General features: G+C 68.8%; 22 protein-coding genes. 10 read left to right on the top strand and 12 right to left on the bottom strand.

The window, feature by feature from the left end:
* Nucleotides 1-21: 21 nt before the first annotated feature.
* Nucleotides 22-519 carry a GNAT family N-acetyltransferase gene (locus QQX04_RS06835; protein ID WP_301127497.1) on the bottom strand — a complete coding sequence of 166 codons (498 nt, stop codon included), beginning with the start codon at nucleotides 517-519 and terminating at the stop codon, nucleotides 22-24.
* Nucleotides 491-841, bottom strand: coding sequence for a hypothetical protein (locus tag QQX04_RS06830; RefSeq protein ID WP_301127495.1), 351 nt, complete (start codon nucleotides 839-841; stop codon nucleotides 491-493). Before QQX04_RS06830 ends, QQX04_RS06835 begins: the two co-directional genes overlap by 29 nt.
* A 250-nt stretch (nucleotides 842-1,091) precedes the next feature.
* Between QQX04_RS06830 and QQX04_RS06825 the strand changes: the two genes are divergently transcribed.
* From QQX04_RS06825 to QQX04_RS06810, 4 genes are all read left to right on the top strand, one after another.
* Nucleotides 1,092-1,307 carry a hypothetical protein gene (locus tag QQX04_RS06825; RefSeq protein WP_301127493.1) on the top strand — a complete coding sequence of 72 codons (216 nt, stop codon included), beginning with the start codon at nucleotides 1,092-1,094 and terminating at the stop codon, nucleotides 1,305-1,307.
* A 68-nt stretch (nucleotides 1,308-1,375) separates the two neighbouring features.
* Nucleotides 1,376-4,276, top strand: coding sequence for a helix-turn-helix transcriptional regulator (locus QQX04_RS06820; RefSeq protein WP_301127492.1), 2,901 nt, complete (start codon nucleotides 1,376-1,378; stop codon nucleotides 4,274-4,276).
* Between the two features lie 21 nt (nucleotides 4,277-4,297).
* On the top strand, nucleotides 4,298-5,287 hold the full coding sequence (locus QQX04_RS06815) for a DMT family transporter (RefSeq protein WP_301127491.1): 990 nt from the start codon (nucleotides 4,298-4,300) through the stop codon (nucleotides 5,285-5,287).
* Between the two features lie 59 nt (nucleotides 5,288-5,346).
* Nucleotides 5,347-6,192, top strand: a complete 846-nt coding sequence (locus tag QQX04_RS06810) for a TspO-related membrane protein (RefSeq protein WP_301127489.1) — start codon at nucleotides 5,347-5,349, stop codon at nucleotides 6,190-6,192.
* 106 nt (nucleotides 6,193-6,298) lie between these two features.
* Here the strand turns inward: QQX04_RS06810 and QQX04_RS06805 are convergent, their stop codons facing one another.
* Together QQX04_RS06805 and QQX04_RS06800 are read right to left on the bottom strand one after the other, a co-directional pair.
* Nucleotides 6,299-7,468 carry an RNA polymerase sigma factor gene (locus QQX04_RS06805; protein ID WP_436968464.1) on the bottom strand — a complete coding sequence of 390 codons (1,170 nt, stop codon included), beginning with the start codon at nucleotides 7,466-7,468 and terminating at the stop codon, nucleotides 6,299-6,301.
* A 259-nt stretch (nucleotides 7,469-7,727) separates the two neighbouring features.
* On the bottom strand, nucleotides 7,728-8,756 hold the full coding sequence (locus tag QQX04_RS06800; protein WP_301127487.1) for a DUF4192 domain-containing protein: 1,029 nt from the start codon (nucleotides 8,754-8,756) through the stop codon (nucleotides 7,728-7,730).
* Nucleotides 8,757-8,874: 118 nt separating this feature from the next.
* Between QQX04_RS06800 and QQX04_RS06795 the strand changes: the two genes are divergently transcribed.
* Nucleotides 8,875-9,957, top strand: coding sequence for a polyprenyl synthetase family protein (locus QQX04_RS06795; RefSeq protein WP_301127485.1), 1,083 nt, complete (start codon nucleotides 8,875-8,877; stop codon nucleotides 9,955-9,957).
* Nucleotides 9,958-9,979: 22 nt separating this feature from the next.
* Here the strand turns inward: QQX04_RS06795 and QQX04_RS06790 are convergent, their stop codons facing one another.
* Nucleotides 9,980-10,330, bottom strand: a complete 351-nt coding sequence (locus QQX04_RS06790; RefSeq protein ID WP_301127483.1) for an Rv2175c family DNA-binding protein — start codon at nucleotides 10,328-10,330, stop codon at nucleotides 9,980-9,982.
* 114 nt (nucleotides 10,331-10,444) lie between these two features.
* On the opposite strand from QQX04_RS06790, the gene QQX04_RS06785 reads away from it, so the two are divergent.
* Complete coding sequence (locus tag QQX04_RS06785) at nucleotides 10,445-11,815, top strand: lytic transglycosylase domain-containing protein (protein ID WP_301127481.1); 1,371 nt, start codon at nucleotides 10,445-10,447, stop codon at nucleotides 11,813-11,815.
* Between the two features lie 80 nt (nucleotides 11,816-11,895).
* Complete coding sequence (pknB, locus tag QQX04_RS06780; protein WP_301127479.1) at nucleotides 11,896-13,902, top strand: Stk1 family PASTA domain-containing Ser/Thr kinase; 2,007 nt, start codon at nucleotides 11,896-11,898, stop codon at nucleotides 13,900-13,902.
* Between the two features lie 81 nt (nucleotides 13,903-13,983).
* Here pknB and QQX04_RS06775 read toward each other — a convergent pair whose 3' ends face one another.
* The 4 genes from QQX04_RS06775 to QQX04_RS06760 form a co-directional block, all read right to left on the bottom strand.
* The gene (locus QQX04_RS06775; protein WP_301127478.1) at nucleotides 13,984-15,333 is read right to left on the bottom strand and encodes a class II 3-deoxy-7-phosphoheptulonate synthase; all 1,350 of its coding nucleotides are present in this window, start codon (nucleotides 15,331-15,333) and stop codon (nucleotides 13,984-13,986) included.
* Between the two features lie 3 nt (nucleotides 15,334-15,336).
* Entirely contained in the window at nucleotides 15,337-16,539 is a 1,203-nt protein-coding gene (locus QQX04_RS06770; protein WP_301127476.1) for a pyrophosphate--fructose-6-phosphate 1-phosphotransferase, read from the bottom strand.
* Between the two features lie 81 nt (nucleotides 16,540-16,620).
* Nucleotides 16,621-17,346, bottom strand: a complete 726-nt coding sequence (locus QQX04_RS06765) for a lysophospholipid acyltransferase family protein (protein WP_301127474.1) — start codon at nucleotides 17,344-17,346, stop codon at nucleotides 16,621-16,623.
* 10 nt (nucleotides 17,347-17,356) lie between these two features.
* Nucleotides 17,357-18,319 (bottom strand): ROK family glucokinase, encoded by a 963-nt coding sequence (locus QQX04_RS06760; protein WP_301127468.1) that lies wholly within the window; start codon nucleotides 18,317-18,319, stop codon nucleotides 17,357-17,359.
* Nucleotides 18,320-18,400: 81 nt separating this feature from the next.
* Between QQX04_RS06760 and QQX04_RS06755 the strand changes: the two genes are divergently transcribed.
* On the top strand, nucleotides 18,401-20,191 hold the full coding sequence (locus QQX04_RS06755; protein ID WP_301127466.1) for an AMP-dependent synthetase/ligase: 1,791 nt from the start codon (nucleotides 18,401-18,403) through the stop codon (nucleotides 20,189-20,191).
* Between the two features lie 6 nt (nucleotides 20,192-20,197).
* Here QQX04_RS06755 and QQX04_RS06750 read toward each other — a convergent pair whose 3' ends face one another.
* Nucleotides 20,198-20,437 (bottom strand): hypothetical protein, encoded by a 240-nt coding sequence (locus QQX04_RS06750; RefSeq protein ID WP_301127465.1) that lies wholly within the window; start codon nucleotides 20,435-20,437, stop codon nucleotides 20,198-20,200.
* Nucleotides 20,438-20,571: 134 nt separating this feature from the next.
* Here QQX04_RS06750 and QQX04_RS06745 point away from each other — a divergent pair, with 134 nt between their 5' ends.
* The gene (locus QQX04_RS06745; protein WP_301127464.1) at nucleotides 20,572-22,299 is read left to right on the top strand and encodes a DEDD exonuclease domain-containing protein; all 1,728 of its coding nucleotides are present in this window, start codon (nucleotides 20,572-20,574) and stop codon (nucleotides 22,297-22,299) included.
* 51 nt (nucleotides 22,300-22,350) lie between these two features.
* On the opposite strand, the gene trpD is transcribed toward QQX04_RS06745, so the two are convergent.
* Entirely contained in the window at nucleotides 22,351-23,391 is a 1,041-nt protein-coding gene (gene trpD / locus QQX04_RS06740) for an anthranilate phosphoribosyltransferase (protein ID WP_301127462.1), read from the bottom strand.
* A 9-nt stretch (nucleotides 23,392-23,400) separates the two neighbouring features.
* Nucleotides 23,401-23,814 carry a response regulator gene (locus QQX04_RS06735; RefSeq protein WP_301127461.1) on the bottom strand — a complete coding sequence of 138 codons (414 nt, stop codon included), beginning with the start codon at nucleotides 23,812-23,814 and terminating at the stop codon, nucleotides 23,401-23,403.
* An 89-nt stretch (nucleotides 23,815-23,903) separates the two neighbouring features.
* Between QQX04_RS06735 and ctaE the strand changes: the two genes are divergently transcribed.
* A complete protein-coding gene (gene ctaE, locus QQX04_RS06730; protein ID WP_301127459.1) occupies nucleotides 23,904-24,533 on the top strand; it encodes an aa3-type cytochrome oxidase subunit III in 630 nt (209 codons plus the stop codon).
* Nucleotides 24,534-24,539: the final 6 nt, after the last annotated feature.

Here is a 24,539-nt window from a genome sequence, read left to right as displayed (position 1 = left end):
CGCCGCCGTCGTCCGCGGCGCTCAGCTCTGGGGCCGATGCCTGACGTGCGTCATGGCGATGTTGTCGCTCTTGACGAAGAACCCGAGCTCCTCGTAGATCTCTCGTCCCACCGGGGTGGCGTGGAGCTCGACGACCTCGATGCCGCGGGCATCCGTCTCCTCGAGGAGCGCCTTCATGACGGCGTGAGCGTACCCCTTGCGCTGATGCTGAGGTGCTGTCGACACCCATTGGACGTAGCCCACCTCGTGAGACTTCGCGCCGGGCCTCGGCAGGCGCGGTCCGACGTTGACGAGGCCGCAACACGCCAGCCCACCCTCGGGAGCATCGATGACCATGCCGATCAGATCCTTGCCGAGCCTGGCGCGGACGGTGCGGGTCGACTCCGCAGCCCACTGGGGGCCGGGCTTGGCACCGACGGCCTTGTACATGAGGGCGCCCAGATGGACGATCTCCGCCGCGTCGGCCGCGACGGCCTGCCTCACGCGCGGCTCAGCGCCACGCGACTGCGATGATGACATTCAGGATCGTGAGCCCTCCGACGATTCCCCACACGGGGACCGGGACGGAGTCCTTCTTGCGATTGAGGATCACGAGCGCGGCGATCACGAGCGCCACGAGGAGCTTCACGGTGATCTTCCCGTTGTCCACGTGGTCGCCGTTCCCACTGCCGTACGCGACGCCGACGAGGGCGACGCCTGTGACGAGCTGCGTGAGTGCACCGTGCATCATCCCGGCGGAGAAGGTCTTCACCTTGTCCGACATCGTGTAGAGGAATCCTCCGAGCAGCGCGGCCAGGCCCAGGAAGTGCAGGATCAGCAGGATGATGCGCAGGACGGTCATGGATGGGGCTCCTCGTGTCGGCACCGAGATCGGCAGTCGGCGTCTCGCACGATGCTAGCGCGCCTGTCCATGAGATCCCTGTCGCGACGTGGCCTCACCCCTGGTCTGGGACGCCTTTCGGCTCAGCTTCACGGAGTCTGAGGTACCAGGCGCTCATAGATAGGGAGTTCTCCCGATGTGGCCGGCTGCCCTCATGGGGAAGTGTGGGCGTGTCGGCGACGCCCCGGAGGTCGTCGGCACGGGAGGGATCATGGATTACCAGACCAGTGCGGCCTTCGCCATGCATCACCAGCGCGAACGGGAGCTCGTACGCGACATCGAGGCCCGCAGGCGTGACCGCGAGCGCGGTCACGTGCCACCGCCTTCTGCGATGTCGCGGCTGCTCGGCTCCGTCACGCATGCGCTTGATTCGGCTGCGACGGCGCTGCATCTCCACCGCGGCCACGTCGCCAGGCCGACGCACTGAGCACCCTCAACCAGCGCGCGTGGGAAGTTGACACGACATCTGACGCGCGCCGGGCGCACACTGGTCCTATGACAGGGCCGCGCCCGGAGGGGCCCTTGGTGGGGCGCGAGCGCGAGGTCTCGCGTCTTCTGTCTGCCCTGTCCGCATGCGATCGCGGCGAGCCCCGCGCACTGCTGCTCCGAGGCGAGGCCGGCATAGGCAAGACGCGCCTCATCCGCGAGCTGGTGGACGCGGCGCGCTCGCGTGAAGGAGAGCCTCCGCCGGTGGTGGCGCTCAGCCAATGCGTCGATCTGGGCCCCATCGGCGTCCCGTTCGCACCGGTGCGTCGCCTGCTGCAGGACATCCACCGCATCGTCGGCCCGGAGGAGTTCGCCGAGGCGGTGGGGAGCACGGGCGTGCTCGACACGCTGAGCACCCTGGTGCCGGAGCTGGCGTCCGATGGCGCCGGCTCCGAGTCACGGCAGGACAGGTACGTGGCCGAGTCGATCGAGCGCGTGCTCGAGCAGCTGTCCCGTCGGCGCCGCCTGGTGCTGGTGATCGAGGATCTGCATTGGGTCGACGCGTCAACGCTCGCCCTCCTGCGCACGCTCTCGATGACGCTGCGCGCCGAGCACCTGCTGCTCGTCATGACGTACCGGACGGAGGACGTCACCACAGGCCATCGCCTGCGGGAGGCGGTCGCGGAGTTCGAACGCTCCCGCCGCATCGAGATCGTCGCTGTCGGACGGCTCGACCGGACAGAGGTCAACTCGCTCGCCATGGAGATCCTGGGTCGAGACCCGTCCGTGGGCGAGCTCGAGACGCTCATGGCACGGAGCGACGGGGTGCCGTTCTTCGTCGAGGAGCTTCTCGGCATCCCTGAGTCCGAGCTGCCGCCGACGCTCCGGGACGTCGTGCTCGCACGCTACGAGCGTCTGCCCCCGGTAGCCCAGCGGGTGGCCGGCGCCGTCGCCGTCGGTGGAAGCGAGGTGGAGCACGACCTGCTGGCCGCCGTGTGGCCGGCGTCGGATGAGGAGCTGGACGCAGGCATCCGGCAGGCGGTCGCCACCAACCTGCTGGTCACGACGGCCGACGGCTATCAGTTCAGGCATGCGCTCTTCCGCGAGGCGGTGTACGACGTGCTCCTCCCACGGGAACGTATGGACCTGCACCGCGCGTACGCCGCCGAGCTCAGGCGACGAGTCGAGCACGGCGATGACACCTGCGCCGCACCAGAGGCGGAGCATTGGCTTGCAGCGAAGGAGGCCGGAGCCGCCTTCGACGCCTCGGTGATCGCTCTGCGTCACGCTTCCGATCGACTCGCACCCGGCACGGCGGCACGCATCGGTGAAAGGCTGCTCGAGCTCTGGCCGGCCGTTCCCGATGCGTCGGCACGGGCAGGCACCGATCGACTCGCGCTCTCGGCGCGCATCGCGCACGACTACCGCAGCGCGCATCACGTACGGGACTGCCTGCGCGTCGTCACCGACGCGCTCTCCGAGGCGGGCCCGGATGACATCGCGCGCGTCCCCCTGCTGCTCACCGAGCTCGAGGCGGCGCGGGAGACCGAGCGGCGCGCCGAGATCGCCGGCAACGTTGACGAGATCCTGAGGCTTCTGGAGGACCGCCACACGCCGGAGGCTGAACGATGGAGGGCTGCGGCCCTGTCATGGGCGGCCGTCTTCGCGACGGGTACGGACAAGCTCGGCGCCGCACGCCGCGCTGTCGAGGCGGCGACGGCCGTCGGAGACCCGAGCATCCGTGCGTTCGCACTGACGATCAGCGCACGCGCATGGTCCGCCCGCGGCGACCTGCTGCGAGCGCTGCAGGACCTCGACGAAGGGATGCCCCTGGCCGCCGGCTCAAGCGACGACTCGCTCGCGGCGGCGAACGAATCCGTCTGCTACCGGCTGCAGGTCGGTGACCTCGACGGCGCGATCCAGGTGGGGCTGGGCGCATTCGCGCGGGCGTCCGACGCCGGGAGGGAGCGCGCGGGAGCACATGTGCTCAGCAACACCGCCGAGGCGATCATCGCCACAGGACGCCTCGACGAGGGCCTTGAGGCGGCACGGCGCTCCATCGAACTGACCAGGGGCGACTCGGTCCAGGTGGTTCTCAATGCGATTCAGATCCAGGGCATCGGCCTCGTGTGGGACGACAGGCTCGACGAGTGCGACCTGCTGCTCGCGACCGAGGGTGAGAGCGCCTCAAGCGCGGCGCTCGATCTCCAATGGGTCGGCGTGTGGAACATGCTGCTCATCGACCTGGCAGTGGCGAAGGCGCGACGCGAGCAGGCAGCACCGCGCCTCCGGGCCCTCACGGCGATGATGCCGCTGGTCATGGTGCTCGAGGACGAGTCCGTACGGGATCAGCCTGGCGAGGTGGACGTCCTGCTCGTCTCCGGTGCGCGACTTCTGGCGGAGATCAGGCTTGCGGGGGGCGACCCACGGCCGGAGACGGCCGCCGCGATCGCCGAACTGGTGACACATATGCCCCACCCCGACCGCGGGGCTCCGCTCATGGCGATGGTGGTAGCGCTGCTCGCGACCGCCGAGGAGGGGGACGACGAGGTCCAGGCCTGGAGGCGCGCGGTCGAGGTCGCAGAACGCGGTTGCGTGCCGAAACGGGCCTTGCATGAATCTCGCTTCAGGCTTGCAGAGGCGCTCCTCCGCGCAGGCGGCGACTCTGACGAGCCGCACCGGCTGCTCACCCAGGTCACCCAGCAGGCGCCCGCCGATGGCGTGTCGCTGGTCGCCTCATGGGCGCGCACCCTCCGCAGACGAGGTGAAGCCGGCAGCCCGGTCGACCTCACCGCGCGCGAGAAGGAGGTCCTCGGGCTCGTCGCGCAAGGACGCACCAACGGAGAGATCGCCTCGGAGCTGTTCATCTCCCCCAAGACGGTCAGCGTCCACGTGTCCTCGATCCTGGCCAAGACCGGAGCCGCGAACCGCACTGAGGCTGCGTCCATGCACTCCTCAAGCGGCACCTGAACGAGGCCCTACGCTGGGCCCGTGACCGAATCCAGCGTCGCACGACGCTCCCCCGCCCTCGGCGGCCTCTACGTCATCACGGGCGCGTTCCTGTTCGGGTTCAACGGTTCCATGACGAAGGTCGTGATGCAGGCGGGCATCTCGCCCGAGCAGCTCACCCTCATGCGGGTCCTGGGCACCGCGCTCATCGCCGGGACCGTGCTCGCACTGACCGACCGTGCGCAGTTCCGGCTCCCGCTCGCCGACATCGGACGGTTCGCTGCGCTCGGAGTCGGCGGGCTCGCGATGGTGCAGTGGCTCTACGCCGTCGCGATCGCGCACCTCCCCGTGGGCGTCGCGCTGCTCTTCGAGTACATGGCGGTCATCATCGTCGCTGTCGTCGCGCGCGTGGTGTTCAAGGAGCGGGTGCATCCTCGGCTCTGGTGGGCGATCGGAGCCGTCCTCGCGGGGCTCGCGGTCGTCGCACAGGTGTGGGACTCGTCGCTGTCTGGCATCGGCGTCCTCGCAGGACTCGGCGCCGCGTGCGCGTACGCGTTCTACTTCCTTGCCGGAGAGCGGTCCGTCGCCGGGCGCCCTCCGATGGCCGTCGCCTTCTGGGCGTCCACGTTCGCCACGGTCTTCTGGCTCCTCTTCTCCCAGTGGTGGGAGCTTCCCGCAGGCACCTTCACTGCGGACGTGTCCTTCGGGGGCGCGCTCGACAGCGTCGTCACGCCCATGTGGGTGCCGCTCGTCGCCATGGTCGCGCTCGGCGCATTCGCCCCGTTCACCCTCATCTTCATGTCGTTGCGGCACATCAGCGCCACGGCGTCCGGCATCCTCGCCTCCTCCGAGGTGCTGTTCGCGTTCATCGTCGCGTGGCTGTGGCTCGGTGAGACGCTCGCACCGCTGCAGATCGCAGGCGCCGCCGTCGTCTTCCTCGGCATCGTGGTCGCCCAGACAGCAAGGGAACGTGCCAAGGAGCCGGACCCCGACGACGCGTTCGCGCTCGCAGTCCCGCCCGAGGTGCCCTGACACCGGCCGTCCGCACCCCCGGCTTCGCGCACGATCGCTTTCGCTGACATGGTGGGGTCATGACCTCTTCCCCCACCTCAGGTGTCCCTGTCGGTTCCAGCTCAACGCCTCGGAGCGTCCTCGCGCGCCTGGTCGTACTCGGCGGCTCTCTCGTCGCGGTCGTCGGTGCCGCGTGGGGTTCGGGCGCCTTCGGCGGCACCCCGATCCAGGAGGCGGCCGACGGTGCGCTCGCGGCCGACGCGACGGTCGTCGCCCCCGCGACGCCTGCGTTCGGGATCTGGAGCCTGATCTATGCGGGACTGGTCGCCTTCGCAGTAGCGCAGTCCCTCCCGCGCGCCTCGGTACGCACCGCGGCGGTAGCGCCGTGGGTGCTCGCCTCGATGATCCTCAATGCACTCTGGATCGCTGTGGTGCAGGCAGGGTGGCTCTGGCTGAGCGTGGCCGTGATCGCGGTGCTCGCCGGGGTGCTCGGGGTGATCGCGGCGCGGTTGAGGTCAAGCGGTCAGGCCCCCTGGTACGAGAGGGTCGTGGTCGATCTCCCGGTCGGACTGTATCTGGGATGGGTGTGCGTCGCGGCGATCGCGAACGTGGCGGCTGCGGGCGCTGCAGGAATCGAGGGCTTCACTGCCGGTGACGGCGCGTGGGCGGGCGCTGTGGCGCTCATCGCTGCAGCCGTTCTGGCCCTCGCGCTTGCATTCGGCCTGCGCGCGTCAGCGACACTGGCCGTCGCGACGGGCGGGGCACTCGCATGGGGTCTCGCCTGGATCGGTGTGGGCCGTATCAGCGGCGACCCGGCGAATGCAGCCCTGGGCGTGCTCGCGCTCGCGGTGAGTGCCGTGGCGCTGGTCGCGCCGATCGCAGGCGTGCTTCGCCGCCGCGGGACGCCACCTCGATCGGCAGCCTGAGCCAGCGCGCTTCGCTGCGCTCCCGTGGACCGCGCCGCTGGAGTACGAAGAAGGGGCCGCCTGCCGGACGATTCCGGCGGGCGGCCCCATCTGAGATCTGGTGCGATCAGTCCAGGTAGTCGCGAAGGACCTGAGACCGCGACGGGTGTCGCAGCTTGGACATGGTCTTGGACTCGATCTGACGGATGCGCTCGCGGGTGACGCCGAAGACACGGCCGATCTCGTCGAGGGTCTTGGGTTGACCGTCGGTGAGACCGAAGCGCATGCCGACCACGCCGGCCTCACGCTCCGAAAGGGTGTCCATCACCTTGGAGAGCTCCTCCTGGAGCAGCGTGAAGCCGACCGCGTCGGCGGGCACGACCGCCTCGGAGTCCTCGATGAGGTCACCGAACTCCGAGTCGCCGTCCTCACCGAGCGGGGTGTGGAGCGAGATGGGCTCACGGCCGTACTTCTGGACCTCGACGACCTTCTCAGGCGTCATGTCGAGCTCCTTGGCCAGCTCCTCGGGGGTGGGCTCGCGTCCCAGGTCCTGAAGCATCTGACGCTGCACGCGGGCGAGCTTGTTGATGACCTCGACCATGTGGACCGGGATACGAATCGTGCGCGCCTGGTCGGCCATGGCGCGGGTGATCGCCTGACGGATCCACCAGGTGGCGTAGGTCGAGAACTTGTAGCCCTTGGTGTAGTCGAACTTCTCGACGGCACGGATGAGGCCGAGGTTGCCTTCCTGGATCAGGTCCAGGAACAGCATGCCGCGCCCCGTGTAGCGCTTCGCGAGCGAGACGACGAGTCGAAGGTTCGCCTCGAGAAGGTGGTTCTTGGCGTGCCGACCGTCGTTCGCGATCCACTCGAGCTCGCGACGGAGCTTCGGGGCGATCTTCTCGCCCGAGGCGAGCTTCTCCTCGGCGAACAGGCCCGCCTCGATGCGCTTGGCGAGGTCGACCTCCTGCTCGGCGTTGAGGAGCGCGACCTTTCCGATCTGCTTGAGGTAGTCCTTGACAGGGTCGGCGGTCGCACCAGCGGTCGTGACCTGCTGGACGGGCGCGTCGTCGTCGGCGGCTCCGAGGACGAACCCGCGGTCGCCCTCCTCCTCGTCCTCCTTGACCTCGTCAGGACCCTTCTCGTCCGCGAGGTCGCCCTGAGGCTCGTCGACGTCCGCGTCCTTGGCACTGGCGGCCGAGGGCGCGGCCTTCTTCCGGGTGGTCGCGGTCTTCGACGCCGTCTTCCTCGCGGTGGGCTTCTTGGCTGCGGTGGTCGTGGCGTTCTCCTTCGTCATGTCTCCCGGGTCTGACCCGGGCTACAGTCCTGCTGCTACGTGGCACGGTCACTGCTCGTCGGTCCCCGTCGATCGCCTACTCCGGCGTCACAGGACGTCGCCGACCAAGGCGACACCGACTAGCTCTCGCGTGACAGGGGAGTGTGCGATGAGGCCGGTGACCGCCTCGCGCAAATCCATTAAAGTATAACGCCCCATGCAAGCGGAACGCTCCCAGTCCGCCTGTGAATTCCTGTGCGCCTCGCCAATCGGACAGTCTTCACGAATCACGCAACCAACCAGGCAGGATACCGCGCGTCGCGGTCTGGTGCATCAAGGACGCAAGACGGTGCTCCGGCTCGGAGCGCAACGATTCCTCGGCTGTCCGGGCGGCGTCGCGCGAGTCCCCCTTCCACCACAGCACCAGCGAGAGCACCGCGAGCGCCGCCGCACGTTCGGGCGCCCTGGACACCGCCGCCACCGCGAGGAGTCGGGCGCAGAACTGGTCCACCACCCGTGCCTCGGGCCTGGTGTCCCCGTGCATCAGGCCCTCGAGTCCGGTGAGGCTCGAGGCGGGCCGACCCTCGAGCACCGAGTCGATCTCGTTCTCGGGCGCCGAGATGGCGGCGAGGATCACGGCGTCCCTGACCTCGGGTACCGCCAGGGCCGCGCCGAGCCTCCCCAGACATGGCACGGGCACCTCGGTTGCGTTGAGCACGCCCCTCCACTCCCCCAGCGCCTCCCTCCGCCACGCCGGCTCGTCGCGGGAACGACGTGCGACGAACCTCGCCCTGGCTCGGCGAGCGCGCCTCCGGTCGTCCGCGTTCGCCGGCGCGTAGGGAGAGCCGTCGGCACGTCCGCGTACGCCTGATGCGTGTGAGGAGCAGGCCGGGATCAGCCCCGGGACGGGTCTGCCGCCCGGCGGACAGCAGCTCGGATCGTCGCAGCCGGGCGACCAGTACGTGCCGCCTTGGACGATCCAGACGTCTCTCACGTCGACCCAGCCGTCCCAGTGCCTGACCAGAGCCTCTGCCGCCTCCGTTCCCCACGGCACCGGCTCCTCCGTGTACTCGAGCACGACGACTCCGACGCAGCCCGTGCGCAGCGCCTCGGTCCCCGTCGCCTCGGCCAATGCTGCTGCGACGTCCTGGAACCTGCAGTCGACTCTGTCGAGACGAGCGGACATGACGACACGCCCCTGCGGGTTCATGCCGAGCACCACCACCGACTCGCGGGGCTCGAAGCCCAGGATCCGGGGCACGAGCGCGATCAGCTCTCCAGGTTCGTGAATGCGGATGATCTCGACCATGGGTAGACCCCATCGCACCCGACCCACGCGTGGAGCGTGCGTCACCCTGCCCGTGGACGCCTGGGTCTCGCGACGGACCTGGGGACGCTCGCCACGCGAGGCACCCTAGGCTGGTGGCGTGCATGACACCGCCGACACCTTGACCACTGGGATGCGCGCGCGTATCGACGCGCGGATCCTGACCACGCTCGACGAGACTGCGCAGGCGATCTCGCCCGCGGGCATCGCGGGTACCGAGATGGTCGAGGTGCTTCGCGCCTCGGCCCGGGGCGGCAAGCGGCTGCGCGCTCTTCTCACCGTCGGCTCGCATGCGGCCAACGGGGGTCGCTACGAGGACGAGGCAGTGACCGTGGCCGCGGCGCTCGAGTGGTTCCAGACTGCGGCGCTGATCCACGACGACGTGCTGGACGGGTCGGACCTCCGCCGCGGTGAGCCTGCCGCGCATCGGCGGTTCGAGTCGCTGTACTCCGACGTCGGGGCCGAGCACAGCGCCGAGGAGCTCGGGCGTGCGGCAGGCATCCTCGCCGGCGACGTCGCGCTGATGATCTCGCATCGAGCCTTGGACTCAGCGATCGCTGATCTTCCTGCACGCCGAGAGGTCGCGTCACTGTTCGCCTCCATGGCGGAGCTGGTCACGGCGGGCCAATACCTGGACATGAGGATCGCCTCCGCTCCCCTGAGCGCGCTCGAGGGACAACGGGACGACATCATGGCGACGATGCGCTCCAAGACCGCCTCGTACTCCGCCGAAGGGCCGCTCGCCCTCGGCGCTGCAGTCGCCGGCGCCGACTCCTCCCGTATCGAGTCGATGCGCCACATCGGCGTGCCGCTCGGAGTCGCATTCCAGCTGAGGGACGACGTGCTGGGTCTCGTGGGTTCTCCGGAGACCACGGGCAAGCCGGCGGGTGACGACATCCGCGAGGGCAAGCGGACGATCCTGCTGTGGCACGCGTGGACGCACGGGTCCCACGCGCACCGTGCGGCCATCGGCGCCGCACTCGGCGACCGGCAGGCTCCTCAGTCCCAGATCGATGCAGCGGTCGAGGCCGTCATCGACGCCGGCGGTGTCGATGCCGCGGAGGAGGAGATCGCGTTGCTCGTCGAGCCAGCGCTCGTCGAGCTCGACACGCTGGATCTCGCGCCCGAAGGCGCGGCGGTGCTCCGCGACCTTGCAGTGAGGCTCACCTCACGGTCCGCCTAGCTCCGGCGCGCGGACACTCCACTCAGAGGAGCGTCTGAGCCACTCGACGTACGTGTGCCCTGCGGCCGCTCCGCAGCGCCTCCATCGGCGTCGCGTCGAGCTCGTCCGAGAACTCGAACAGCCACTCCATCGCCTCGTCGTCGGTGAAGCCTGCGTCAAGCAGCACCGTCAGGGTGCCCTTGAGCGTCGGAAGCAGGTGCGGCGCGTGGTCGCCGGGCACGATGAAGTCGGCGGGGAGGGCAAGGGCGTTGTTCTCGCCTCGCCTCACAGCGATGATGGCGCGCTCGCGCAGCAGATCGCGGACTCGGGAGTCGCGCACGGAGATCCGCTCTGCGAACTCGGGGATGGAAAGCCATTCGACGTCGTTGCTCACGCGCCCAGCGTATAGAACGTCGACGCATCCCTCTTGCCGGACGTCATCGCGTGACATACAGTCACTTGAGTCACATCTGTCACATCAACACCAGATGTCACACTGGAGGACCCCGTGGACCCGATCCGTCATCAGCGCGCGACCCGATCGCGTGGAGCCAGGCGCACCGCGATCGGCGCACTCGCCGCCCTCGCGATCTCGACCCTTGGTGCGCTGCCCGCCGCCGCAGACGAGAAGCACCGTGTCTCGTCGGGCGAGACGGTGAGCGGGCTCGCCGTCGCCTACGGCACCACGGTCGCCCGCATCGTCGAGGCGAACGACCTCGACTCCCGCGCCACCATCTACATCGGGCAGACGCTGTCCATCCCTGGCAGCGCCAAGGCGACCTCCTCCTCCGCCAGATCCGATGCCACCCACACCGTCGTCCCTGGGGACACCGTGTGGGACCTCGCGCGCCAGCACGGCACCACCGTCGCCGCAGTCATCGCCGCCAACGGGCTCAACTCGTCGGCCACGATCCGCACCGGCCAGACCCTCACCATCCCCGGCTCGCTGGCGAGCGCCTCCTCCCCCGCCAGCACGGGCAGCGCATCCTCCGCCCCGACCACGACTGCCAGCCACACCGTGGTCGCCGGAGACACCGTCTGGGCCCTCGCCCGCACCTACGGCACCTCGGTCGCCGCTATCACCAAGGCGAACTCGCTCGGGGCTTCGGCGATCATCACCGTCGGACAGACGCTCTCCATACCGGGCGCCACCGACGCAGGCACCGCCGTGGCGAACGGCACCGCCGGCGCCACGCTCGCGACCCCGAGCAACATCTCCTCCTTCGGGACGAGCACCGCCAGCCACACTGTGGCCAGCGGCGAGACGCTGTCGTCGATCGCTCAGAAGCACGGCGTGACCGTCGCGACCATCGCCTCAGCCAACGGCATCAAGAACCCGTCGCTCATCCGCATCGGTCAGAGGCTCACCATCCCCGGATCCGTGCCCACCGGGCTGGTCGGCGACACCTTCGCGGGCCGCACCTACTCGAGCGGCATCGTGGCCTCCGCCAACCAGAACAAGGCGACGCTGCTCGCGACCGACGTGCCCTCGCGCGACGCCATGCAATCGCTCGTGATCCGCACCGCGCAGCAGATGGGCGTCGACCCCGCGCTCGCGCAGGCCATCGCCTACCAAGAGTCGGGGTTCAACATGCGGGCGGTCTCCCCCGCCAACGCGATCGGGACCATGCAGGTGATCCCCACCTCCGGCGAGTGGGCCTCCGACATGGTGGGCCGGGACCTCAACCTGCTGGTACCCGAGGACAACGTGGTCGCAGGGGTGGCGATCCTGCGCCAGCTCACGCGCAGCAGCAGCTCGCTCGAGACCGCGATCGCCGGGTACTACCAAGGTGCCGCGTCGGTCAGGAAGTACGGGATGTTCGCTGACACGCAGCGGTACGTCGCGAACGTCCTGATCCTCATGGAGCGATTCGACTGACACGGTCGTTGAGCATCCGTCGGCCGCCGCGCTGCCGACGGCTCCACGAACCTCTCCCGTCCCCCCTTTAGAATGTGCCTGTGTCAGAGACCCTCACCGACCCGCTGCTCGGCCGTCTGATCGACGGCCGCTACGAGGTGCGCTCGCGCGTCGCCGCGGGAGGGATGGCCACCGTCTATGTCGCATTCGACCGGCGCCTCGAGCGCGAGGTCGCCATCAAGGTGATGTCTCCCCACCTCGGCGAGCAGGACGACTCCGTCAAGTTCGCCTCCCGCTTCCGCCGCGAGGCACGCGCCGCTGCCAGGCTCACCCACCCCGGCATGGTGCGCGTCTACGACCAGGGCGTGGACGGCGAGATCTCCTACCTCACGATGGAGTACGTCGAGGGCGAGAACCTGAGGTCGCGCATCTCGCATGAGCGCACCCTCACCGTCGGCGAGGCGCTCGCGATCTCCGAGCAGGTGCTGGACGCGCTCGCCGCCGCACATCGGCTCGGACTTGTCCATCGGGACATCAAGCCGGAGAACGTGCTCCTGGACACCGACGGACGGCCCAGGCTCGCAGACTTCGGACTCTCGCGAGCCATCGAGGACGCCACCGCGAGCACCCACTCCAGTGGCATCATCATGGGCACTGCCGCATACCTGAGCCCTGAGCTGGTCTCCCACGGCACCGCAGATACCAGCACCGATGTCTATGCAGTCGGCATCCTTCTGTTCGAGATGCTCACGGGCCGCCAGCCCTTCACGGGCGAGAGCCCGCTCGAGGTCGCCACTCAGCACGTCCACCACGACGTGCCGGCCCCCTCGGCCTACGTGCCGTGGCTTCCTGCCGAGATCGACGAGCTCGTGCAGCGCATGACCGCACGCGACCCCCAGCAGCGGCCAGCGGACGCGGCCGCCGCGCTCACGGACATCCGTGCCGTCCTCGCTGTGCTCGACGACCCGACGCTCGACCGACGAGCCGACCCGCCGTCCGGTGCTGTCCCGGTCGAGCAGGCGTCGGACCCGGATGCGACCACGGTCTTCGACTCCTCGCCGGCCGGCACCACCGTGGCGCTGCCTGTGGGCCTTGCGACCCTCGAGTCGGCGGCCGAGCCACAGCCCGAGGTCGTGGAGGCCGAGATCATGCCTCCGTCAGAGGCCGCGGACCAGGACGCGTCCAGGAGCCGACCGGCCGTGTGGATCGGTGCGATCACCGCGGCCGTGCTCGTGCTCGCCCTGCTCGGCGTGTGGTGGTACATGGCGATCGGACCGGGCGCGTACTCCGCCGTACCCGACGTCACCGGCGACACCGCCGCGGCAGCGACCGCGACCCTCGAGGAGGCGGGATTCCTCGTCCTCGATCCCACGACCGAGTTCTCCGACACCGTGGAGGAGGGACTCGTGCTCAGCACCGACCCAGAGGCCTCCGCGCGCGTGCTCAACGGCTCCGAGATCTCACTCACGGTGTCCGCGGGCCCACGCATGGCCACCGTGCCCGAGATCGTCGGCGAGGTCGAGTCCGACGCCATGGGACTGCTGGGCGATGCAGGCTTCACCACCGAGAACGTCACCGTCGAGCGGGAGCACTCGGACACCGTCACCGAGGGCACCGTCATCTCCATCGACCCCGCCGTCGGCGAAGAGCTCCGCCACGATGCGCCACTCACCATGACCGTCTCGCAGGGGCCCGCGCCCATCGAGGTGCCCAACGTCTACGGCATGACCGAGTCCGACGCGCTCGATGCCCTCGCAGTCCACGCCATGAACGTGACGGTCGAGTACGGCCGTACGGCCGACGTCGACACCGGGGAGGTCTACCTGCAGAGCCTTGCGGCCGGGTCGGACAGCGTCCGCACGGCGGGCATCACGATCACCGTCTCCGAGGGCCTGCCGCTCGTCACGGTGCCCGAGTTCATCGGCATGAGCGCTCGAGACGCCCAGCGAACCGCAGACGACATCGGGCTGCTCGTGCAGTTCAGCCCCCGCTTCTTCTCGTTCATCACGGGCGACCTGAAGAACAACTCCGAGGTGGTGGATCAGAACGTCGCACCGAACACGGAGATCGAGCAGGGAAGCACCATCTACCTGATCTACGACAACTGACGTAGGACGGCCCTGCGCGGGCCCGACGCGGCTGAGCCCCGGCATCCAGAGGATGCCGGGGCTCAGTCGTCTGCGATCAGATCAGCCGCGCGCGCTCAAGAGCTCCGCGACGAGGAACGCCATCTCGAGCGACTGCTGGTGGTTGAGACGCGGGTCCACCTTCGTCTCGTAGCGGAAGGCGAGGCCCTCGTCGTCGATCTCCTCAGTGCCGCCCAGCACCTCGGTGACGTCGTCGCCCGTGAGCTCCACGTGCAGTCCACCGGGAACCGTCCCGAGGGCACGGTGCACCTCGAAGAATCCGGTGACCTCATCGAGGATCGTGTCGAACCGACGAGTCTTGAAGCCCGACTCCGACGTGAACGTGTTGCCGTGCATCGGATCCGTGAGCCAGGTCACGGGCACACCCGCGTCGCGCACGCCCTCCACGATCGACGGCAGCACATCACGCACCTTGTCCGCGCCCATGCGCACGACGAAGGTCAGACGGCCCTCGATCCCGTTCGGGTTGAGCTTCTCCGCCAGCGCCAGGGCATCCGCTGCCGACGACGTGGGGCCGAGCTTCACCGCGATCGGGTTGTGGATCTTCGACATGAACTCCACGTGCGCGCCGTCCAGGTCGCGCGTCCGCTCGCCGATCCACAGCAGGTGACCCGAGCAGTCGTACGGGAGACCCGAACGCGAGTCGATGCGGGTCAGCGCCCGCTCGTAGTCCAGCAGCAGCGCCTCGTGGCTCGAGAACATCTCCACGGTGCGCAGCGCGTCGAACTCCCCGCCTGCGGCCTCCATGAAGCGGACGGCGCGATCGATCTCGCCCGCCATCTGGTCGTAACGCGCGTACGCCGGGTTCGCCGCGAAGCCCTTGTTCCACTGGTGGACGCGCCGCAGGTCGGCGAAGCCACCGGTGGTGAACGCACGGATCAGGTTCAGAGTCGACGCAGACACGTGATACGCGTCGAGCAGCCGCTCCGGATTCGGCACACGGGCCTCCTCCGTGAACGCGAACGAGTTCACGATGTCACCGCGGTACGCGGGGAGCGTGACGCCGTCACGCGTCTCCGAGTCCGACGAACGCGGCTTCGCGTACTGACCCGCCATACGGCCGATCTTCACGACCGGCGTGGAGGCGCCGTACGTGAGGACCACGGCCATCTGAAGGATCGTCTTGATCTTGTTGCGGATCCTGTCCGCGGTCGCCTCTGCGAAGATCTCGGCGCAGTCGCCGCCTTGCAGGACGAATGCCTCACCACGACCGGCGGCTGCGAGGTGACCTCGCAGCACGTCGGCCTCACCGGCGAAGACCAGCGGGGGGACCTCCCTCAGTCGCGCGGTGGCGCTGTCGAGGGCAGTCTGGTCTGGCCAGGCGGGCTGCTGCTTCGCCTCGCACGCAAGGTACGAGTCGACGCCGGCCGCCTGGAGGGCTGCCTCGGTCATGGACTACCCGGCCTGACCGATCTCCGCCATCATCTCGGTGTACCACGGGGTGGTCACGTCGAAGGGCTTGTGGCCGGCGATGCGCGGGAACGAGATCGCCTTGAGACGGTCGCCGTCCTCCTCATCGTGTCCGATCACGCCGGGCTCGCCGCGCAGGGCGCACTCGACCGCGTAGTCGGTCATCGACTTGATGAGGCGCAGGTCCTCCGCGTTCGCCTTGGCAGCGCGCGAGAAGTAGCCGGACTTCTGCACCATGACCTTCTCGGCGCCCAGACGCTCGGCGAACTGCTTCGCGAACCACTGGCCGGGGTTGATGGTGTCCAGCTTGACGTGACCGAACGGGTCGCGCTCGACGGTGCCGCCGGCCTCTTCGATCTCCCGGATGATCTCGGGCACGCCGGCGCCCTCGGACAGGAAGATGTTGACGTTGCCGTTCTCGTCCATCACCTTGCGCAGGCGCTCAGCCTCGGCGTCCAGGTCGATCGACTGCTCGGGCACGTAGAGGGCGTGGATGTCCCAGCGCTCCTTGGACAGACCGATCTCCGGCACCCACTCCTGGGTGTCGAGCCACTTGCGGTACTTCATGCCCGCCGCAGCCGTCAGCCAGCCGCAGGCACGGCCCATGACCTCGTGCACGATCAGCATGCGGGGTCCCGAGCGGTGCTCTCCGATGATGTTCTGCGCGAACTCCGACGCCTGCTCCGCGGCGGACCATGCCCCGAGGGACTGGCGGATCGGCACCACGTCGTTGTCGATGGTCTTGGGCAGACCGACGACGGTGAGCTCGTAGTCGTTCTCGTGGAGGTAGGCGGCGAGGTCCGCGGCCGTCGTGTTCGTGTCGTCACCACCGATGGTGTGAAGGACGTCCACGTTGTCGGTCTTGAGCTGCTCGGCAGCGACCTCGAGGGGGTTCTCGCCCTCCTTGACCAGACCGCGCTTCACGCAGTCGGCGGCGTTCGTCAGCTTGACGCGCGAGTTGCCGATGGGCGAGCCGCCGAAGTCGTGGAGGATGCCCGCCTTAGCGCGCACCTCGGGGGTGATCGTCACGTACTCGCCGCGCAGAAGTCCCCAGTAGCCGTGCTGATAGGCGATGATCTCGATGTCCGAGTCGATCTCGGTGTAGCGCTCGATCAGTCCGCCGACTGCGGACGAGAGGCAGGGGGCGAAGCCTCCGGCGGTGAGAAGTGCGACGCGGCGAACCGACATGGCGATTCCTTTCGATTTCGGTCGAGAATTCCTGGCCCATTCTAGGGGTGGGCACTCCCCCATGCAGACGGCCCTAAGGGCCTAGGAGGAGGGGGTGTCCCCGCCGTCCTTGGAGGCGTCCTTGGCTGCCTTGTCGAGCTCACGCTTGTACTGGGCGGCGTCGCGGTCAGCGAGCTCCTGGCCCGAGAGCGCGGCGATCGCCGCCATCACCGTGTCGGTGAGCTCCCTCAGCGCGTCCCTGTCATCCTGCTTGGCGATGTAGTCGGCAGGGTCGATCGGGGCACCGATGCGCACGCCGATGTCGGTGCGCGAGGGCACCTTCTGGCCGATCGGCTGCGCGATGTCGGTGCCGATCATCGCGACAGGGATGATCGGCACTCCTGCCTCGATCGCGAGGCGTGCGACCCCGGTCTTGCCTCGATAGAGGCGGCCGTCCGGGCTGCGGGTGCCCTCGGGGTAGATGCCGAGCAGCTCGCCGCCCTGCACCACCTGGAGACCTGTGCGCAGGGCCGCCTCGGACGCGCGTCCGCCACCACGGTGAACTGGGATGGTGCCCACGCCCGACATGAACGCACGCGTCGCATACCCCTTCACGCCCTTGCCGGTGAAGTACTCCGACTTGCCGAGGAACACGACCTTCCGCTTCAGCACGAGCGGCAGGAAGATCGAGTCGGAGAACGAGAGGTGGTTCGACGCGAGGATCGCGCCCCCGGACTCGGGGATGTTCTCGACGCCCTCGGCCCACGGCTTGTAGTACGCCTTGACCGGCGGTCCGATGAGGACGTGCTTGAACAGTCCGTAGTACATCTGGCTCCTCCTAGCCGGCGACGACGGCCTCGCGCGCGAGCGCGGCGGCGCCGACGATGCCTGCGTCGTTGCCCATCTCTGCGGCGAGGATGGGCGTCATGGGACGCAGCGCCTGTGCGGGCACGTGCTCCTTGTAGGCCTGGCGCGCGGGTTCGAGCAGCAGGTCACCGGCGGCGACCACGCCACCACCGACCACGAACACCTCGGGGTCAAGCACCGCGGCCATCGACGCGCAGCCGATGCCGATCCAGGTGCCGAGGTCGTGCAGCAGCTCGATGCTGAGCTCGTCGCCGTCCATCGCCGCGGCCGTCACGTCGGGCCCGGAGATGTTCGCCGCGATGCCGCCGGCGCGCTCCAGCAGGGCCGCGGCCCGCACCTCACGCTCCACTCCTGCACGACGGGCCTCCCGGGTCAGCGCCGACCCGGACCCGTACTGCTCCCAGCAGCCACGGAGACCGCACCCGCAGGGGTGACCGTCCGGGACCACGCGCATGTGGCCGAGCTCGGCGGCGAAGCCGTACGCGCCGCGGACCAGCTCGCCGTTGACGATGAGCGCGGCGCCGATCCCGGTGCCGATGGTCAGCATCGTCATGTTCTGGGTGTGCCGTCCCGCGCCGTAGACGTACTCGGCCCAGCCTGCGGCGTTGCCGTCGTTCTCGACGACCACGGCGAGGTCGTCGCGCCCGATCAGCTCACGCACACGGTCGCCGAGCGGGTACTCGCGCCACGCGATGTTCGGGGCGAAGGTCATGTTGTTGCGGTCCGAGCTGGCGAAACCGGCGGCCGCGAGGCCCACGGACTGGAACTCGAAGTCCTTCGCGAGCTCCTTGACCGCGTCGGCGATCGCCGCGTCGATCGAGGCCGGATCCTGCGGCTTGGTGTCCCGTCGCAGCTTGGTGACGATCGTCCCGTCAGGGTCCACGACCCCCACTGCAATCTTGGTGCCGCCGATGTCGACTCCGATGGCGTGCATGACCCTCGCTCTCCTCTAGTCGTCTCCCCGACTTCAAAGGGTATCGTGTGGACACCGCCAGTTCCGACGAGGGAGCCACCGATGCAGTCCGTCGCGCAGGAGTATGCGCCCAACATCCCGCTGATGATCCGAGACGCGTGGGAGCGGTTCGCCGATCGCACGGTCCTGCGATACACCGACGACGAGGACAGGTGGCACGACCTGACCGGAGCCGAGGCGCAGGCGCTGGTCAACGCGGTCGCGAAGGGCTTCATCGCGAAGGGCGTGGAGCCGGGCCAGACCGTCTCGATCATGGCTCGCACCCGATACGAGTGGTCGATCGTCGATGTGGCGCTCTGGACTGCAGGCGCACTGCCTGTGCCCATCTACGACACCTCGTCCGCCTCGCAGATCGACTGGATCACGTCCGATGCCGAGGTGGCGATGATCGTGGTGGAGACGCCGTATCACGCGGAGCTCGCGCGCACCGTGGCCGCAGACCCTGAGAGCCCGCTCGAGCACATCCTTGTGATGGACGAGGGCGCGATCGACGATCTGGTCGCTGCAGGCAAGGGCATCGCCGACGCCGAGCTCCACAGGCGGGCCGCGCTCGCCGGGCACGACGACCTGGCGACGATCATCTACACGTCAGGCACGACGGGACGCCCCAAGGGCGTCGAGCTGACTCACTTCAACTATGTGAGGCACACGGTCGGGATCCAGCAGGAGCTCGCTCCCGTGCTTCTGAGCGAGGGCGCATCGACGGTCCTGTTCATGACGCTCGCGCACTCGCTCGCCCGACTTGTGGAGGTGGTCCTGCTCGCCTCCGGCACCGTGATCGGCTACTGCCCGGACTCCAAGAAGCTCGTGCCTCTGCTCGGCACGTTCAAGCCGACTCTGCTGCTCGCCGTCCCCCGCGTGTTCGAGAAGGTCTACAACTCGGCTGAGCAGAAGGCTGCCGCAGGTGGCAAGGTCAAGATCTTCCGGTGGGCGGCCAAGCAGGCCATCGAGTACTCGAAGGCGAAGGGCACCCCGCGCGGCCCGTCGGCGATGCTGAAGGTCACGCACGGCATCGCCTACAAGCTCGTGCTCTCCAAGATCGTGGAGGTCCTCGGCGGCAACGCACGGTGGGCGATCTCGGGCTCCGCGCCGCTCGGCGATCGCCTCGGTCACTTCTACGGTGGCCTCGGCCTGCACGTGATGGAGGGCTACGGCCTCACCGAGGTGAACGCGGCCTCCCACGTGAACCGCCCCGATGTCACCAAGATCGGCACGGTGGGCAAGGTGCTGCCCGGCATGGAGGCCAAGGAGGCGGAGGACGGCGAGATCCTCATGCGTGGAGACATGCTCTTCCGTGGCTATCACCGCAACCCCGAGGCCACGAAGGCGGCCATGGTCGACGGCTGGTTCGCGACGGGCGACATCGGCACGATCGACGACGAGGGCTTCCTGACGATCACGGGACGCAAGAAGGAGATCATCGTGACCGCCGGCGGCAAGAATGTCGCTCCGGCCGTGCTCGAGGACAGGCTCCGCGCGTACCCGCTCGTGGACCAGTGCGTCGTCGTCGGCGACGGCAAGCCGTTCATCGCGGCGCTCGTCACGCTCGATGCTGAGGCGCTGCCCGGATGGTTGAAGGGCAAGGAGCTGCCCGAGATGACGATCGCCGAGGCGGCCGAGCACCCCGTGGTGCGCGAGCACCTGGACCGGGCCATCGAGCGCGCCAACAAGGCGGTGTCGCGTGCAGAGTCGATCCGCAAGTACGAGATCCTGCTTGACGAGTTCTCCGTGGACAACGGCTACCTCACGCCGTCGCTCAAGGTGAAGCGCGCGCAGGTTCTCAGCGACTACGCACAGCGGATCGAGGACCTCTACACCTCCCGCAAGGCCTGAGCGCGGTCAGCCCGCTCGCCTCCGCTCGACGAGGCGCAGCGGCGCGACGAGCCCGCCTGCGGCGAGGTTCGCCACCGCCTTGAGCTGGTCCGCGTCCATCTCCACCGGTTCGGACGTGTTCTGGGCCCCCGAGGGGACGTCGGGCACCGGTGCAGCACCGGGCCTCACGGGAATGGTCAGAAAGCTGACCACGCAGTCGCCGCATGCGCGGCCGCGCACCTCGCACGTATCGCAATCGATCAACATGACTGCCACGCTACGGACAGGGTCTGACATCCGGACGTGCATCGCGTCGCTCCCGGGGATCACGAGCGTGCCGCAGCGGCACCGTGGACGATGCCGGGACGCCCCGTGTCAGCCCCGTGACGTACCGTCCTCCCATGACCACGCCCGATCTCGCCCCGTTGCTCGCTGGCACCCAGCGCAGCCTGGACGAGATCGGTGAGCCGCTGTCCGCCACCACGTTCGTCGTGGTCGACCTCGAGACGACAGGCGGCTCACCCGAGACGTCGGCGATCACGGAGATCGGTGCGGTGAAGACGTGCGGCGGCGAGGTCGTCGGCGAGTTCCAGACGCTGGTCGATCCTGGGGGCCCGATCCCGCCCATGATCATCGCGCTCACGGGCATCACCGACGCGATGGTCATGGCCGCTCCGCGGATCGAGCAGGTGCTGCCCGCGTTCCTCGAGTTCCTCGGCGACGCGGTGCTCGTGGCGCACAACGCCCGGTTCGATGTCGGCTTCCTCAAGGCGGCGTGCCGCGCGCACCAGTACGCGTGGCCCGGCAACGAGGCGGTCGACACGCTCGTGCTCGCGCGCCGCGCCACGACCAAGGAGGAGGCCCCGAACAAGAAGCTCGGGACTCTCGCTCGAGTCTTCGGCACCCAGGTCACGCCCAATCACCGCGCGCTCGAGGACGCACGCGCCACCTCAGAGGTGCTGCACGGCATGCTCGAGCGGCTGGCCCGTTTCGGCATCACCCACCGCGAGGACCTCGACTCGCTACGCAACCCCATGCCCGAGAGCCTGCGGAAGAAGGCGACGCTCGCGGACAAGGTGCCGTCCAAGCCCGGTGTCTACGTGTTCAGGGGTCCCCGAGGCGAGCGACTGTACGTCGGCACGTCCAAGAATCTTCGCTCGCGGGTGAAGAGCTACTTCACGCGTGGCGAGCAGAGGCGTCAGATCCGCGAGATGCTCGAGCTCGCCGTGGATGTCGACACCCTCGTGTGCGCCACCGAGATCGAGGCGAACGTCCGAGAGGTTCGCCTGATCGAGGAGCATCGGCCTCGCTACAACCGGCGCTCCGCACGGCCAGAGCGCACCCCTTGGGTCAAGCTCACCGTGGAGCCCTATCCCAGGCTCGCAGTATCGCGTTCGATCGCGGGGGCGGACGCGGCGCTCGGTCCGATGCGTGGCGCGGGTGATGCGCGCGCGGCCATCGAGGTCCTCCAGACCGCGCTGTCGCTCCGGACCTGCACCACCAGGCTGCCGATCGTTCCCCGCCCGCACGCGCGGGCGTGCCTCCTCAAGGACCTCGGCCAGTGCTCGGCACCGTGCGTCCGTGGCGAGGAGGCGGACTACTCGTCGGCGGTCGACTCCGCGGTGGCTGCGATGAACGGCGACCCCTCCCCCGTCGTCGACGCCCTGTCAGCCGAGATCGCCGCGCATGCCGAACGCCTCGACTTCGAGCGTGCCGCCGAGCTGCGTGACGGCGTCAGCGCGCTCATAGAAGCCTCCATGCGCTCCCAGAGGCTGGCCTCGCTCCGACGGGTCAGCCTTGTCGCCGCTCGCGCCCAGGGGGACGGCTGGGATCTCGTCTCCGTGACGGACGGACTGCTCGCGGGTTCGGAGCACGTCACCGAAGGGGTCTGGGAGGCCGCCGACAGGCTACGGAACCGGTGGTCGACGCTCGACGTCGCCGAGCCCCTCATCGAGGAGCAGGAGATGCTCGCCCGGTGGCTCGAGAGGCCTGGCACACGTCTCCTTCACATCGACGGCGACTGGTCGCAACCGATCGCAGGCGCCGGCAGGCACGCCTCATGGGTGCAGGCACGCCGGGACGACCATGCGAGCGTGGTCAACACTCGTGGAGCTACCAGCGGCTACTGAAGCGCTGTGGCGCAGGATCGGGTCTGGAGCGGGCGCAGCGAGGCTGCGGAGTCAGGCCTGCGAAGCCGCGACCCAGCGATCGAGAACATCGCTCGCGCGACCCTCATCGATGGCCGCCGCCGCGTGGTCCATGCCCGCGGCGAACCGCTCGACGAGAGAGCCGCTGGAGGTGCCCGGAAGCGTGGCGTCGGCCACCATCCCCGCGGCGGCGTTGAGGATCACCGTGTCGCGCACGGGACCCTGGTCGCCCGCGAGCACCGCACGAGCGATGTCCGCGTTCTCCGAAGGCTCGCCGCCGCGAAGATCCTCCACCGTGATGCGGGGCAGACCGAGGTCGCGCACGGGGTCCAGCCTCAGCTCGGACACCTCTCCAGCCCGCACCTCCCACACCGTCGCGCCGCCGGTGCCTGCAAGCTCGTCCAGCCCGTCGTCTCCATGGAACACGAGAGCCTCGCGACCCTGCGATGCGATGACGCCCGCGAGCACCGGCGAGACGCGCATCGACGACGAACCGATCGCGGTCGCCTCAGGCTGCGCAGGGTTGGTCAGCGGTCCCAGGATGTTGAACGTGGTCGGCACGCCGATCTCCTTGCGGATCGGCATCGCGAAGCGCATGGACGGGTGGAACACCTGGGCGAAGCAGAAGGTGATGCCCACCTCGGTCGCCAGCTCCTTGACCCGCTCGACGGGCAGGTCGAGCCGCACACGCAGCTCGGCAAGCACGTCGGCCGAGCCCGACTTGGACGTCGCGGCACGGTTGCCGTGCTTCACGACCGTCAGCCCGGAGCCCGCGATGACGAGCGAGGCCATCGTCGAGATGTTGACGGTGTGGGCGCCATCGCCGCCGGTGCCCACGATGTCCACCGCGCGGGTCGGGACGGTGAACCGCACGGCATGCTCGAGCATGGCAGCCGCGAGGCCCGCGACCTCCTCGGCGGTCTCGCGCTTGACGCGGAGCGCCGCGAGGAACGCGGCCATCGTCACCGGGGATGCGTTGTCGGTGAGGATCTGGTCCATCACGCTCGCGGTCTCGGAGGCGGTGAGGTCCTCGTGCTCGACGAGGCGTGCAAGCAGGTCCTGGAGCGTCGCCATGCGCTGCCCCTACTTAGTGAGCAGCTCGGAGACGGCCTCACGGACCGCGAACGGGTCGAGCGGGTGCGCGACCGCGCCGTCCGCCTCCGACCACGTGGCGAGCCACGCATCGCCGGGACGCCCGACGAGCAGCAGGATCGGGGGCACGGTGAAGAGCTCGTGCTTCATCTGTCGCGCGATTCCCATACCGCCGACCTTCGCGGCCTCACCATCGAGGATGACCAGGTCGAACGAGCCCGCATCGAGCGCGTCGATCGTGGCGGCATGCGTCGCGGTCTCGAACCACTCGACTTCGCGGCCCTCGATGGTGGAGCCCACCGCGAAGCGCACCTTCTCGCGAACGTTGCGGTCGTCCGAGTAGAGGAGGATCCGGGCGGTGGCCGTGTCGAGGGCGTTCTCGTCCCTGGTCTGCAGGTCGCTCATGCGGTCCATTCTGGCACGCCCCCTGAGGTATCGGCGTGTACGCGAGCCGATGGTGTCGCGTCAACGCTCCTTAGGCTTTAATAGGACCTATGTCCCACGCCTCGACTGTGCCGTCGCCCATACACGCCACCAGGCCGAACCAGGTGGCTGTTGGAACCATCGTGTGGCTGAGCTCCGAGCTGATGTTCTTCGCCGGCCTCTTCGCGATGTACTTCACGCTCCGGGCCCAGGTGCCCGACGTATGGGAGGAGAACACCCAGCTCCTCAAGATCCCCGTCGCTCTCGTCTTCACCGTGATCCTGGTGCTCAGCTCCTTCACGGCACAGGCAGGCGTGTTCGCGGCCGAGCGCTACCAGCGCCGCCGCACCGGCTCGATCTGGCAGGTCAAGAGCTGGGGCATGCATGAGTGGTTCGTCCTCACGTACCTGATGGGCTCGGTCTTCATCGCAGGCCAGGTCTTCGAGTACGCGACGCTGGTGTCGGAGGGCGTGACGATCTCGTCCAGCCCGTACGGCTCGGTCTTCTACCTGGCCACCGGCTTCCACGGACTCCACGTGATCGGCGGTCTCATCGCGATGCTGTTCGTCCTGGCGCGATCCTTCGCCGCCAAGAAGTTCACCGCGCACGAGGCCACCACGACCATCGTCGTGTCCTACTACTGGCACTTCGTGGACGTGGTCTGGATCGCTCTGTTCGCCGTCGTCTACCTCGTCCAGTAGTTCAGT

Source organism: Demequina zhanjiangensis (assembly GCF_030418315.1).
Classification (GTDB): domain Bacteria; phylum Actinomycetota; class Actinomycetes; order Actinomycetales; family Demequinaceae; genus Demequina; species Demequina zhanjiangensis.
The sequence above is the reverse complement of the archived record's forward strand: the minus strand, read 5'-3'. Positions and strand labels throughout refer to the sequence as shown.